This window comes from Phocaeicola sartorii JCM 17136 = DSM 21941 (assembly GCF_054653615.1).
On sequence record NZ_BAAIFW010000005.1, the window covers coordinates 3,796,301 to 3,811,138 of the forward strand.

The following is a 14,838-nucleotide window of genomic DNA, read 5'->3' on the forward strand; positions in this document are numbered from 1 at the left end:
GAATCGGAAAACTCACTCAACGAAAAGAAAAATAAAATCTATAGGATAAAACAATTCACCGCAGAGACCTTCAGCATTAGTCCCTGCGGTGAATAAGGAAGCACAAAAAAATTATAATTTTTGATTGTAACCTTCATTCAGTTCTTTGGTTTCTTTTCCTATTTTCACCCGTACAGGACCGGTTGCTGAATAGTACCAAGCACCATGCTGCATATAGATTGCAGCATATACGTCATGATCCGATTCTAAAACAAAGTTACCTTTCTTTAGTGAACGGCCACAGCCAAGATACATCAGTTGAATCTGACCTTCTTTTTCTCTTATCAATCCTAACCCGCCACAGAATGAAACACGTTTGGAAGGATGATGAGCCTGCATGTCCGTCGCACTGAACAGATAATCCGCATATCCGTCCGCCGTATTCACCTTCACCCCGGTACAGTCATCATCTCCCTGCAAGGCTTCTACACCGAGCACATTCGGACCATTCTTTTTATACGCTTCATAAACAGAAACAAAAGGATGAGTCTGAGCATTATTACCTTCCTGACGGACAATCAAAGCAGGAGTCGGCATAGGAGGCATACAAATATCGCCGGGAGTCAACCCTTTATTCATTGTAGTCGGGGGAGCATCCACCTGATAAATTTCACGTCCCTCACCTCCTGTCATCCATAAACGCGCCGTTATATCTTCGGGCATACTCCATGAAGCGATAAAATTCTGGTTATAATCGGATTTATGCAGATTGGAAAACCAATGATATCCTTCATGCCACGTTTTGTCAAACTTCTCCAAAGCCTCACCGGGAAGCTTGTTCCCTTCCGAATCAGTGATTTCCATCGAAGTACCTACATGATGGAACAAATAATCATTATCCGCCCTGTCCGACCGGAAAATATCCACATAATAACCACTATTCCCCGAAGTACGGACCATAGCGACCATTCTTCTTTTCTCACCGGCAGACACATCGGCAAAGTTGAGGTAAGGAGTTAATTCCTTATCATTTACGAATTCTCCCTCCTTCACCATAGGCTCCATAGCATGAATAGTGATCTCTCCTTCCGTATATCCGGGTAATACCGTATTAGAGCCTGTAGGAGACTGATGGTATCCATGATCTTTGCTCCAATAGGACTCATAAGCCGCTGCATCCGGAGCCAGCGCATAACCATACGCATAGAATTGTAAAGCCAACCCGTTCGGAGTGAGATGGTATCCTTTTTTACCACCATACAGATTGAACATCATTTTATAATCTCCCTCCCAGTTCTTCATTGTAATGAAACGATGATGGGGAGAATAAGACGCACGCTCATTACTCTCTGCACGTACAGACGGGATGGTAGCTGTATAGGTACAAAGCCCTGTCCAACCGGCATTATTTCTGGAGTATTTCTTTTGAGAAATCCCTTTGTTCAAGGCACTTGCCACTTTTTCCACTCCCTCCTTGTTATCTGTTCCGGTATAATAAGTCAGCAGATTTTCAAACGTCTGGAAATTAGCACTTCCCCCACGTGAATCACCGAACACCACCATATTGGCTGCATCGTCCATCCAAGGAAATACAGCCATTGCAGCTTTCTGCAAGATGGGGTTACCGGCTATGATATCTATCCCGGCACGTTTCAAGGGAGCCGCCCAATCAAGCAATGACTGCACTGTACCGAATGAATAACCGGGAGATTCCGGCCACAGCCCTGTCACTCGATCGTAAGTCTTCAATATATCGGGAATGGCATCATGATAGGGAGTCGATTCGTTCACCAGCAAATTCAAATAATACTCTTTTCCTTTACCGTCAGCATAAGCCTCATTATGATCGAGCACCAACATAGGACGCAGCATTATATTCCACCCGTTCACATTCCAGTTACCCGATTTGCCACCGCGTACCAGCCCTATATTGATAAAACGTTTAAAGACTTCGGCAGCTACCGTTTTTGTATCTTTCCCAATTTCTTTCAGATGAGCATGAGGATGCCGTATCAAATAATCGAAAGCAAAATCATACGCCATTGTCGCATGCATTACCAAATCATCATGTATCTGTTCGTAATCATAATAGCCGCAAATACCTCCCGGCTCCCAACCACCGGCACTGCCACATGACTTTCCGGGGTCCAGAATAGGATTCATATAATACGTGCCTACCAGCCACACATTAAATATATCTGTGGCAAAACGGGCAAACTTTTCTTCTCCTGTCACCCAATAAACAAAAGCGGCATTTTCTGCCAATGTCAGGATCTCGATATTATTCCCCCGTATCATGTGCCCGCTTTCCTTATAAGGCACTTTTACCGGAGGCTCCGAAGGATTTAATTTATTGATCCCCCACATATCGCCTGTTTCATTATAAGGAGTGCGGTCCTCCAGCGGAACATTGACATACTTATTCCAGGTACGCATTCCCGGCATTCTTACAGTGGGAACAGGAGCATTTCCCTCTCCATAGTCCCAATTCTGCTTTTTCAAATAACATTGGGTATAGTGCTCTCCATCTTTCCAATACATGGCCATCCGGGAGGTTATCCATTTGGGATCAGTCTGATGACGATCCACATATTTTTCCACTTTGGAGCGGATAGCTGCAAAGGCTTCCCCAGCCCAAGGCTCATTTTTCACTTTTTGCAGAACGGACGCTCTATCCGCCGGAGCAACATATACACAAGGGTGTTGCTGCGCCTGAACAGCCAACATACATCCCATCCAAAAAACAAAGGCGGCTAGAATCTTTTTCATTCTGATTCCATGAACTGCCAACCTGAAAATAAAAACGAATCCTTTATTCATATTCCTATATCATTTGATTAGTCAAACCACATATAAATACGAATCAAAGGATTCATTTACTCATCTAATGATGAAATTTATTCTTCCTCCAAATCCCAATATACCACATAACGCTGCCGGTGAATATTGTACAACGGTTCTATCACATCTCCTTGCGAAGTCGTAAACTTTAATTCCGTACCGACACGCCGTACACTGCGTTCAGGATGCTTGACATCGAGTTTTAACGTGGTGCGAAGTCCTGCAGGGATATGATAATCATACGTATAATAATCATTGTACAAAGCAGGATTGGAATCGGGCGCAGGTGCCTGCATTCCTTCTGTTCCCCGTTCGCCGGCCAGCACTACCGGCCCATAAACCAACGCTCCCTTTTGAGGATTATCCGGAGTCGTTTCCACACGAAGACGCATGGGATAATCAGCCGTAATACGGTCACCGTCTTTCCATAGACGAGTGATAGCAATATATGAACCGGGCTTCTGCTTCACCGCCACCTTTTTACCATTTACAGCGACTTTCACTTCCTTGCTCCACGAAGGATAACGAAGATAAACCGTAGTCTCTACAGGACTGTGGGTTCCTATGGTCAGAACTGTGGTTTCCTCTGCCGGAAAATCCGTTTCCTGGCGGAGAGTCAATCCTTTCTCCTGCCAGTTGACTACCGAAGGAATAAAAAGATTCACATAAATGCCTTTTTCATTGTGATAATAGATGGCTTCTCCATATTTAGCATGGTTTTCAAAGCCGCTGCCCACACAACACCAAAAAGAGTTTTCTTTCGTACTATACACCTTATGCGAACCCGAAAGCAAGGGCAGGAAATATGTCACCATACCGGTCTGAGGATCTTGCTGTCCCAAAATATGGTTGTAAAGGGCTCGTTCATAATAATCCGCAATGGCAGCATCGGCTGTCCAGCAGAACAGATGACGGGACAGTTTCAACATATTATAAGTACAACACGTTTCCCCGGTATAACCTGACACATGCTTGGAGAATTGGGCCGGATCAAAATAATGTTCCTTGTCACTACTGCATCCGGGGGCAAATGTATGATGGTCTATCATAGTATGCCAAAAGAAATCGGATAGCTTTCTGCTGTTCTCATCCTCTGTCAATTCATAATTGCGAGCTTCGGCTATCACTTTCGGAATGAATGTATTGGTATGTTTAGTACCCAAATCATCACGTAGTTCCTTTAACGGATCAATCACTTCATTATGGTAAAAGAATTGAGCCAGCCACCGATGACGTTCGTCCCCGGTTATCGCATACAAATTATAAAAAGACTCATTCACTCCACCAAATTCATTCCGTATCATCTTTTGACGTGTAGCCTCATCCAATGGGTTGAGTTTATGATATGCCCAATCGGCCATACGGACAACAACCTCCAAAGCTTTCTGATTGTCACTGTAAAGATACTGGTCTATTAATCCCGAAAACAGCTTATGAAGAGTATACCACGGTGCCCATACACTGGTGCCACGAATATTCCGATTGATCAATTCTTCAGGATAAGCGCTCAGATAGCCGTTACCCAATGTGGTTTGTACCTCCGCCAGACCATTCACCAGACTATCCCCTTTTTGTTTGAACAGTTCACTGCCGGTTGCCGCATACATCAAGCCGTAGGCAGAAAGCAAGTGCCCTGTGGTGTGTCCACGTAACTCACAATCCAAGGATTCCCATCCGCCTAACTTCTTTACTGCCATATATCCACCCTCACGACCGGCAAATACCCCCGCATTGGTACGAAAACTATGCAACAACCTGTTCACATCTATAGAAGCCATCCACATAGAATCACGCATCATATTTTCACGAAAACGGCTTGGAAGCAAACGAACATCTTTCAAATCAAAACTCTTGACTTTCATCGGAGCCACGGTTTCTCTCTTCAACTTTCCGGCATGTTGGCCGGGATAAACAGACTGGGCCGTCAAAGCACCCGACATAGCCAATAACCCGGCAACAACTAAAATTTTCTTATTCATTGTCTTTTTCTAATTAGTTCCTCAATCGACATTCAAACTTACTACATAATACGATAAAAGAGAGAAAAACACTCAATGCTTTTCTCTCTTTTCATAAATAGATCCAACTATAAAACAGTTTTTTATCTACTTTATCTTTATTCCTTCGATATATTCATTCGTGATAAAGCCCTTTAAATCCTTTATCTTCTCTCCATTAACCACCACATTTTCAAACGTAATATTCCGCACCATCCTTTCTTTATCCAGCCCTTTTATCAACGAAGGATTCTCGCCTACTCCGTTATAAGTAATATTACGGAAAGTTACTCCATCAATGCTCTGTCCGGGCTGTTTGTCATATTTAGGATTGAAATTTACACAGATATTAAATAATTTTCCCTCCTGAATACTTTCCACACGGATATCCTCAAACAATATATTCCGTGCCTTATTTCTATCACCACAAACAATAGCCATACATCCCTGATAAGGCACATCATCTTCATCATGTTCCAAAATATCAATATTTCGAAAAATCAAATTCTCAATAGTCTCACCTGTCAAGGACTCCGGATCACCATGCCCGCCTATATTAATAGGATGGGCAATATCCGCCCAAAGAACGGAATTCTGTACGGTTATATTATCCGAACCGCCCCACCAGTTCCAACGATGGTTATATAAAGCAATACAGTCATCACTGTTACGCATAAACACATTATCTACCAACACATCATGGCAACACATCATGTCAATACCATCACTCCAACCTTTGCAACTAAAAGATTTCAAATTTCTGATTGTCACCCCTACAGCACCTCCTCCGAATACAGTGTAATGATCCGGATTGATCACCGTTATGCCATCCACCACTACATTTTTAGAATCTGTTATTTCAATGCCACGAATAGGATGATCCAAGATACCTCTACCCACAATACGCACATTTTCGGCTTTATCCACCCATAGTTTTGCTTTCACAACTGCTCCCGGAGCCAAATAAACCGTCGTATTACTTGGTATCCTTATCTGATTGTTTGGCAAATCTTTAGGTCGATGCACTCCGGGACCAAAATACATCACTCCTTTCTTTTCTTTATCATAAGTTTCCGTCTCCAACGGATTGGCAAACAAATGAAGGTTGTGCAACCTATCCCCATTAAACTCCACAGAAAGATATCGGGGTTTGTCAAGCATAAATGTAATCACATTCTGATGCTGCACATAGCGTATATTAGTTACCTGCGGACGGATATCTACCTCATGAATCGTTCCATTATTCTTTTTTACCATTATCTCCACAGGACTGCCCATATCAAACTGTACCATCGAAGCATCTTGTACCCTATCCATATCCACCTGCACATTATATTCAAACAAGTCTTTCCATTCTCCCCCCGGCACACGGACACGGACTGTATAATCATCATTATGAGGCATACCTGTTTTCAATCCTTCGGGATAAGTCACTAACTGAGCCTGTGCAACCGCACAACACACCATAAGACAAAAGGCTAATAACTTTTTCATTTTTATGCTTTTCTTTTCCTTCTTTAAAAAACACGACTTCATACCTTATAACTCTATAAAAACTAACTCAATCACAATTTCACTATCACTTTTTTCCCCTCATAAACAATCTTCTGACCTTTTGAAGAGGAAATACCTACTCCATTTCCAGGATGGACCAAGACCACATTCAAATTACGTTTATCTACCATTCCATCAAAATTTCCTCTTCGATCAGAAATTGTCAATGCCTGCTCCTTGTCATTCCAAAACAAATTAAAAGTAGCACATCTTCCCTTTTCGTAATTATAGCCATCACCTTCATCTTCATAAACGGTAAAATATCCGTCTTTACCTGAATAAATACGTATTTCCCATTCAGCCGATTTTTTTTCAGTTGTATATTGCTGAAGAGGTCCCATAGGCAATATCGTCCCCGCCCGCACAAAAAGAGGTATTCTTTCAATGGGTGCATCAGATTCTATGTATTGACCGCCTTCATAACATTTCCCCGTCCAAAAATCAAACCATTTTATATCCTTTGGCAAATACACATCACGCTTTTTCTCTACTCCTGTAAGCGCAACCGATTCTTTTTTGTAATACATAGGCTTTGTTACCGGACAGACCAAAAAAGCAGGACCAAACATAAACTGATCTTTTATATCAAATACTTTTTTATCTGTTGAAAAGTCAAAAGCCAACATACGACTCATCGTATAGTCACTAGAATTCACCGCACCAACCAGAGAGTAAATGTAAGGCAGCAGCCTATAACGCAAATTTATCGTTCCTAGAATACTTTCGTAAAAGGCTTCACCGGGGTTACCAAACTGCCATATTTCACGTGGAGTATCCGTACCATGGCTTCGAAGCAAAGGAAGAAAAGTAGCAAACTGAAGCATACGTACATAGAATTCACGATAGCCCATATCAGTTACTCCCTGATTATATTGTCCACGCCAAAACCATTGTTTTTTAGTCGCACTAAAAAAAGTTCCGGCATCCAATGTCCAATAAGGACAACCTGCTGCCATAAAATTCAGCCCACCGGGAATTTGAGCAGCAAAAGACTTCCAAGAAGCATGGGTATCACCATTCCATGTTATAGTAGCAAAGCGTTGCTGTCCGGCATAAGAAGAACGAGTCAAATTAACAACTCTTTTCTTTTCTGATGTCGCCCGTTGATTTTCATAAATGCCCTTCGAATGATAAAGCGAAAAAAGACAACTGCGCTCTTCTCCCAACAAATCATTGAGAGCTTTTAAATTTCCCTTCCAACGCTCTTGCTGATTATCCCATCCATACCCTTCAGGCATCACACTCCAATCAGCATCAACCGGTTCTGTACAATCACACCACCAGGCATCAAATCCATTACTGAAGAATTCATCATCCGCATATTTCCAATAGAGTTTACGAGCACCTGAATTAAAAGCATCATAAACCGATCTCTGAAGCATAAAGCCTTTTGATTTAAACTCTTCAGTCTGAGGACTATTAGTTGGATTAGGCCAAATGGAGACCATTAATTTGGCATTCAACTGATGAATAGAGTCCGTTAAATTCCTCAGATTAGGATACCGTTTTCTATCCATCTTCATATACCCCCAACTTCCATTAGGCCAGTAATTCCAATCCTGTACCACTACATCCAACGGAACCTGTCTTCTGCGATATTCAGCTACCACATCAATCAATTCCACAGAAGTACGATATCTTTCTTTTGATTGAATATATCCCAAAATATAGAGTGGAAGCATAGGCGATTTTCCGGTAAGCAGACGGTAACGATTAATAACCTTATCCATCGTGGCCCCTTTCATGAAATAATAATCCAACTGTTTAGCCGCTTCCATTTCCATAAATCCGTTACCAGCTGTGTTATTATAATACATACCACATCCAGCATCAAACAACAAGCCATAGCCAGCAGTCGAATTCAATACTGGAACCATCGCTTTAAGATTGTGCTGACACAACCAAAGTTCTTTTCCCTGCAAATTCAGATAATCCTCCATGTGGCAGCCTAATCCATAAATAGCCTCTTTATCCGTCCAGCCAAAATGATTTCTATATTTCCAAGTGTACCCCACAGTATCCCGATGAAGTACATCTTTCACTTCCTTCTCCCCATCAGCGGTTTTCACCATACGTTTGCTTTGTTCGTCATATATGACCCTTTCTTTAAACACTTTCTCAGCTTCACGAGGCCTTTCATATCTTTCAGCTAACAGCACCCTGTTATTACAAGCATCCATATAAGTAATGGCATAATTACTTCTATCAATGCTAATGATTAGACTATCTGATATAAGCAAGATTTTCTTTTCCATTTCTTTTAAAGTAAATGGTGTCTTTTTTTCTTCTCTAGGAAGACAAACGATTGTACCATTTCCTTTAAAAGTCGCCTCGCAGGTGTATTGCACACGAACAATATCCGTTTCTACAAATTCCACCCGCAACCGTCCATCAGGAACAGTCATCTCAAGACCATTTTTCAATGTCCGATAATCACTATCACCAGCATAGCATAAAAAACTCACTACACAAAACGAAATCAAGAACCACAAACGTTGATATTGTTTCTCCATAACGAGCCTGATTTTATTATAGAAAATCATATCAATATATTTTAATTAAATAACATTATACCTTTATAATACGTTTGATAAGCTTTTCCCACTCAATAATCAATCACCATTATTTTATCTGCAATTTTGTTCTGTAAAAAATCTATTCCACTCCACTTCTTTTCCTCCACAAAAGAATTTCACCTCGTATGCCGCTTTATCATCCTTTAAAAGCATATTCGATTTGAAAATCAAACATTCTGTTTCGTACGATTGTAATGCCTTCAAAGGCAATTTACCCAAACTGTTTCCGTTGCATATCACCTCCACTTCCGCCGGTTCCGATGCAGACAAACCAAAGTTCTGTATCTCTACCTTCAACCCACCTTTTTCTTTATCAAACAGAGGGCGACGGGCGGAGAGCAGAGCCGGCCGATAATTCACGTATGACAAACGGGCATAACCATACAGCATATTCCCTTTTTTATCTCTACCTATCATTTTAGGAGCAAATTCATCCGAAGTGATGCCACTGCCCTTCGCTTTAAAGACCACAATCAAATCTTTGCCCGAAACCTTGGTCTTCACAGGCTTGCAGCCACGTCCAAAATTCACTTCGGTAAATGAACCGAATCGCAACGACTTTACATCCACATCTGTCTGCGGATTAAAACCTGATTCGGCAGCAATCTTTACCTCAATAGTACGAGTAGACGGAGTGATCTCTTCTTCATTCAAGACAGACAATAGCATTCCTTTATTCAGAGGAATACTTATATTTTTGGAACTATGTTTATCGTTAGGCAGATCGTTCCATTTAATGGTATCAATCACGGCAAAATTCATTTGGACAGCACGCCCCTTCCCATCCTGAAAAACTTTAGGCCGCTCGTATTTAAACCAATGTTCCACCGCTCCATCCTTATGGAATGATACACCCGGCACGTATGCTTCCCCTTGTTCTGTCACCCAATGCACTCCGTCCTTGGAACGCTGATAGAAAGCTATTCTGCCCAACCAGTCATTCACGATCAAGTGATATTGCAACTCATCCCGCCATACCACGGGATCTTCGAATCTGCCTTCCACATCCGGATAAACTCGTTTGTCAGTCAACTGCATATAAGGTGAAAGTCCGTCTTTGCTGATCCAGACACCTCCACCCCGGCATACCATCAGGTAAGAATCATCTTGACGGCGGGCAAAAGTCAAATTGGAAAGTCCCTCTATGATTTTCCGGTCACGAGAATCAAAACTGAATTTACCATACGTCCACACCTTGCTGTCCACCCCGTCTGCTATATAATAACCGTCAATCACATAGACCACGACACGGCCATCCTTTAACCGGAACGCTTCCGGATTATGTCCTTTTCCCACAGAATTTTGAATTTTAAAAGGTCCTTCCAGCCGGTCACTTACTGCATGGAAAACAGTAGAATTCGGCCAAAACATGTGCCCTTTCGGAGAATTCTCGGGCCAGCCGCACACAAACAAATGGTATTTACCATCCGTATCCTGCAATATATTTCCTCCCCAAAAAGAAACTCCGGGAAGTTCTATCCCATTATCCACATACCGATTCAGCACACTGTCCGTACCCCAAATCCCCTTAATCTGAATGCCGTCCGGCATAGGAAGGAAGCGATCCATAAAACGTGCGCCTTTTACTAAATGCTGCCATTCGGCAGGACGTTCACGCTCGGTTATCTGTGCATCTACCGTAGTTAAAAAGAAGCTTGCCGCTATTAAAAAGAAGAGTTTTTTCATTGTATCATTCATTTTACACGTTAACAAATCGTTTATTTATGTGCTCAAAAATAAAAAGATTAAACCGACCTAGATATAAGTCAGCTTAACAAAAAGCACGTAAACCTTTGCGTAAAATAAAAAAATCCACAGATACCTTAAAAAGCCACCTGTGGATTTATTTAACAAAACATAGAATTACAACTGACTGACCTCTTCGAATGTCAATCCTGTAATTTCCATAATATCTTCTGTAGAGAATCCTTTTTCTTTCATTCTCCGGGCATTTCGAAGAACACCTTCTTTAATGCCCTCTTCACGGCCTTCCGCACGACCCTCCGCACGACCTTCTAATCGTCCTTCTATCTTTCCCTCCAGCTTAGCAGAATCAAGAACATCATTCTGGATCATCAAAGCACTAAGATGTTCATCATAGGCATGGCGTTCCTGAGGCGTCATTGAATAATATTTCAATTTTTCACGTGCCTCACCCAATCCGGGAGCAGTCGTGTCAGGACGGATAATACCCGTCTTCAAATATTCTATCCATTCCTCTAAAGGAGTCACCGCCACCTTGTTGAACTCATTCACACGGATCAGAAAATACTCCGGATAAATTTCGGAAGGCATACGGGGCACAATGGCATCCTTTTCCCGAGTACTCACTTGAAGGAAATCTCCGGTATGCACTCCTTTAAATATATTCTGCCCATGATAAAGATAATCGGTTCCATGACCAATATCGAAATAAAGAATGCTGATGGAATATATCTTTTTAACTTTATAATAAGTCTCGCCCAATGAGATATGTTCTGTTATGGCTTTGGCCACTCCATACAGGATACGCTCCAGATAGTACAACTCACGCGTATTTTGGATCTCGATGATAACAATCTCATTTTTACTATTGAGAGCTTTGATATCAACCCGGTTGAACTTATCATCCTCCGTTTGCTGGTTACCCTCGCTTTCCAGAATCTCCACTATATGAATCTCATCACCTATCAGCACCGTAAGGAATCCTTCGAGCACACCAAAATTGGCTTTATGACGCAGCAGACGCTTGACAGCCCAATCAAAACGGATATATTTATCTTGCAATTCCATAAGAATATAATTTATTCATTTTCAATGGACAAAGATAGCAAAAAGGATCATTCTTTAAAAATTATTCTATCTAAATAATTACCATTTCTTTTTATTTCGCAAAGGTGATTGCTTTTATATGTTCTCTCTAAAAAACACCTACAACAGAGTTTTAAAAAACTGCTGCCACTGCTACCACCCACCCCCGCAAAACCACCATGAACAGGGAGTTACAAGAGGTGGTGGCAGCATATTTTTCAACGTACTGAAAACGCCTGCTGCCACCACTATTCTTACTTTATTTTTCCACAACAAGATACAACACACCACGTTTGGAGTTATACATCAGCTCCACTGCCTTCTTCAGGAATCTTCCAAAATAAGAAATCCTTCCTTGGGGAAGCTTCATCCCGCTTTTCTTTTGCAACGCCAGATACAGTTCGCCGGCCGACTTCTTTTCCCCCTCGTCCGCATGAGTGGCGGGACGATAATAACGATAGAACAAATCCTCGTACAACGGACGCTGCTGAAACTCCTCATTCACAGCCATCTGTACCAACTCTTCCTCGTGGGTCATCCAGTAACGTTCGTTCCTGTCCAGTGCGGCAATGGCCTGGGCATACAACTGGGCATAATCAATGGGCTGCACATTGTCTATCATCCCCAGCACTTCGATACAGATGAAGCGGCGGCTGCCCGATGGATCGCTCAGCAAATCCGTATGGTTACTGGTGGCAATAAACGAAGCATACCGCTGTACCGCCTCCACCTGGGTTGCGTATGGTTTGCGTATGTTCACCACCGGCTTCTGCAACAGATGCTTCAAAAAACCTTGATGACGCTCGCTCACCTGATCAAATTCATCAATGTTGATAAGCCCGAAACGCGTCAGATACAATTCAGCATCCCGCTTCTTGCTGAAATCTATACTATCTGTATAATATGTTCTCAATTCGGGAGGCAGCAAATTAAGGCAGAAAGTAGATTTTCCGCATCCCTGTCCGCCCACCAACAAAGGAGATACGCTGTTGCTATGCTGCACGTCACGTCCCTGCCAATGCGCCACCATAGAGAGAAACCACATATAAAACAATTGTTCCCACCGCGGATTATCACACGGAATACGTGCTGCCAGCGGACGGATGCGGTCCTTGCCATCCCAAGCGGGCAATGCCCTGAGATAGCCCTCAATGGGGGCATAGTCACTGAGCCGGTCCGAGTAAACATAGCGGTGTACATCCCTGTCCCACAATTGAAGCCCCTCCTTCTGCGCATTCAGTGCGATGCTGTTCATCACTCGTTCCGTGATGGGACGGAAACTGAAACAAAATGTATTGCGCTCCCGGTATTCAGGCGCACCGGTCATGATATTGAAACGGAATTCGTAGCGGCGGCTCATAAATTCCTCCATCTTCAGCGTCTGAAGCTGCTCGGGCTTGCACACGGGTGTGCCACCAAAACCTTTTTCCACACAATAGACATTGCCTACCGTCTCGCGTATCTCCACTTCGGAAAGCATACCGCCCAGATAAAGACCGGTCCACTTCACACAATCCTCCTCCTCAATACCGGCGCCAAAGCACAGTTTGGACAAATAAGTCAGCAACGGCTTGAAATCCATCTTGGTATCCAGATTGCCATAACGGCTCAACGCACGCTGAAAGGCCAGTTCAAACTGAATGGAGATGTAACGATAATTATTGTATAATGCCTCTCCGGCATTTCCGGACGGAGAGAGTTTCTCATATTCTTCCTGATAAAGACTTTCATCGGGCATTTCCACCGGTTGTTCCAGGTGGATGGCGAAAGCTTCGGGATTATAATACACATCGGGATCATAACTGAGCAGACATCCCATTTCGGGTGCAGGCTCATGCAGTTCGATGGGAGAACCCAGACGAGGTTCGAACGTCTTTAGGGCATGACGGTAAGCATGGGCGTGAAACATCTCCACAGCACTACGTTCCTGTGGCAACGAGCCATCCGGACGCATGTAGGGAACGACAAACTTCACGCTCCGCCCCTCAGCTCCAATCATGGCAAACAGGGTCTGCGGATAAGCCGATACGGCCCGTTTCAGCTTTTCGGCCTCCTGAAGGCTTTCCAGATGATCGGCCTCCAGCAGAATCCAGCCGTTGTATTCTTTCATTCCGTCCTTCCGGAAAGCGCCACCGAACAGAATACGAGGCATCTTTTGTGCCAGTCGGTCCCGTTCGCCGGGAAGTGAAATGCGCCATTTCAAACGAAACGATTCAACGGTTTGTTTCGTACTTCCGTCTCTCACAAGCGCTACCAAGACATCCATGGCAAGAGGACGGTATGCCCACTCTTTCTTATAAAGAGTTTGTTTTGTTACTTTCATTCAGTATATTCTTTAGGTTCAATAAAAGAGAAGATAAGGAGTTTCAAGAGGTTTCATACGGTTGGAACTTTAGTTTCATCCGCATGGAACCATAGTTTTCAACCTGATGGAACTTTAGTTTCATCCACATGAAACCACAGTTTTCCCGACAAGGAACTGCTATTTCCAACATAAGAAACCGGCAAAAGCTCTTGATGTTCTATCATGAAACATCAGTCCTTCCACCATACATATTCATATCGATACTGTTCATAAACGGGTTCCTCCGTCACTCCGTAACGACGGAACACACTGCGTACATATTGCTGGGCCCGGGGAGTGAAACTCTTCTCTTTTCGTTTCAGACGATAAAATTCTGACTTTCCATAATGGCATAGCAGTTCATCCTTGATGGCAACCGCTTTCTCATGTATCAGTTTATCGAACATGTGAGTCCATCCGTAAGCATGCTTCACGGGAACATCACTCATGAATTCGGAGCAGCTTTCTTTTGTTTTGACGTAGGAAGGATTGAGTGTGCGGATACTTCGTTTGGTTTCGGGGATATGGCGACCCGCCTGGTATCGCAGGCAGGTATCCGCCAATTTGCAAGTTCCGTTAAAACAGTGCGTAAAGCCTGCCGGAACTTTTTCATAATCTAATGTGTCTATCATTTTTTCTTTGTTTAAGAATTACCAAATTTACGGTTTTATTCCACGAAAAACAAATAAAAAGGAAGAAAAATGATAGAAAAATGGTGGCAGCACGTGTTTTTTAGCGTTTATTTATTCTGCTGCCA

The 14,838-nt window shown here is 42.8% G+C and carries 8 protein-coding genes; all 8 read right to left on the reverse strand.

What is annotated here, in order from left to right:
• Positions 1-111 precede the first annotated feature (111 nt).
• Positions 112-2,748: an endo-acting ulvan lysase-like protein gene (locus ACYQ0C_RS16125; protein ID WP_025077219.1), complete on the reverse strand. Its 2,637-nt coding sequence runs from the start codon at positions 2,746-2,748 to the stop codon at positions 112-114.
• A 128-nt stretch (positions 2,749-2,876) separates the two neighbouring features.
• Positions 2,877-4,799 carry a glycoside hydrolase family 127 protein gene (locus tag ACYQ0C_RS16130; protein ID WP_016275554.1) on the reverse strand — a complete coding sequence of 641 codons (1,923 nt, stop codon included), beginning with the start codon at positions 4,797-4,799 and terminating at the stop codon, positions 2,877-2,879.
• 126 nt (positions 4,800-4,925) lie between these two features.
• Positions 4,926-6,311 (reverse strand): glycosyl hydrolase family 28 protein, encoded by a 1,386-nt coding sequence (locus tag ACYQ0C_RS16135; protein ID WP_025077218.1) that lies wholly within the window; start codon positions 6,309-6,311, stop codon positions 4,926-4,928.
• 71 nt (positions 6,312-6,382) lie between these two features.
• The gene (locus ACYQ0C_RS16140) at positions 6,383-8,884 is read right to left on the reverse strand and encodes a glycoside hydrolase family 31 protein (protein WP_016275552.1); all 2,502 of its coding nucleotides are present in this window, start codon (positions 8,882-8,884) and stop codon (positions 6,383-6,385) included.
• A 114-nt stretch (positions 8,885-8,998) separates the two neighbouring features.
• A complete protein-coding gene (locus tag ACYQ0C_RS16145; protein ID WP_016275551.1) occupies positions 8,999-10,633 on the reverse strand; it encodes a glycoside hydrolase family protein in 1,635 nt (544 codons plus the stop codon).
• A gap of 177 nt (positions 10,634-10,810) precedes the next feature.
• Positions 10,811-11,719 carry a PD-(D/E)XK nuclease family transposase gene (locus tag ACYQ0C_RS16150; protein ID WP_016275550.1) on the reverse strand — a complete coding sequence of 303 codons (909 nt, stop codon included), beginning with the start codon at positions 11,717-11,719 and terminating at the stop codon, positions 10,811-10,813.
• A 277-nt stretch (positions 11,720-11,996) separates the two neighbouring features.
• Complete coding sequence (locus ACYQ0C_RS16155) at positions 11,997-14,060, reverse strand: BT4734/BF3469 family protein (protein ID WP_016275549.1); 2,064 nt, start codon at positions 14,058-14,060, stop codon at positions 11,997-11,999.
• Positions 14,061-14,272: 212 nt separating this feature from the next.
• Positions 14,273-14,713, reverse strand: a complete 441-nt coding sequence (locus ACYQ0C_RS16160) for a DUF6078 family protein (protein ID WP_016275548.1) — start codon at positions 14,711-14,713, stop codon at positions 14,273-14,275.
• Positions 14,714-14,838 lie beyond the last annotated feature (125 nt).

Excerpts from the sequence above, each read along its gene's own strand:
- ACYQ0C_RS16125 (WP_025077219.1), bottom strand. The coding sequence starts at position 2,748 with ATGAAAAAGATTCTAGCCGCCTTTGTTTTTTGGATGGGATGTATGTTG.
- ACYQ0C_RS16135 (WP_025077218.1), bottom strand. The coding sequence starts at position 6,311 with ATGAAAAAGTTATTAGCCTTTTGTCTTATGGTGTGTTGTGCGGTTGCA.
- ACYQ0C_RS16160 (WP_016275548.1), bottom strand. The coding sequence starts at position 14,713 with ATGATAGACACATTAGATTATGAAAAAGTTCCGGCAGGCTTTACGCAC.
- ACYQ0C_RS16145 (WP_016275551.1), bottom strand. The coding sequence starts at position 10,633 with ATGAAAAAACTCTTCTTTTTAATAGCGGCAAGCTTCTTTTTAACTACG.
- ACYQ0C_RS16140 (WP_016275552.1), bottom strand. The coding sequence starts at position 8,884 with ATGGAGAAACAATATCAACGTTTGTGGTTCTTGATTTCGTTTTGTGTA.
- ACYQ0C_RS16150 (WP_016275550.1), bottom strand. The coding sequence starts at position 11,719 with ATGGAATTGCAAGATAAATATATCCGTTTTGATTGGGCTGTCAAGCGT.
- ACYQ0C_RS16130 (WP_016275554.1), bottom strand. The coding sequence starts at position 4,799 with ATGAATAAGAAAATTTTAGTTGTTGCCGGGTTATTGGCTATGTCGGGT.
- ACYQ0C_RS16155 (WP_016275549.1), bottom strand. The coding sequence starts at position 14,060 with ATGAAAGTAACAAAACAAACTCTTTATAAGAAAGAGTGGGCATACCGT.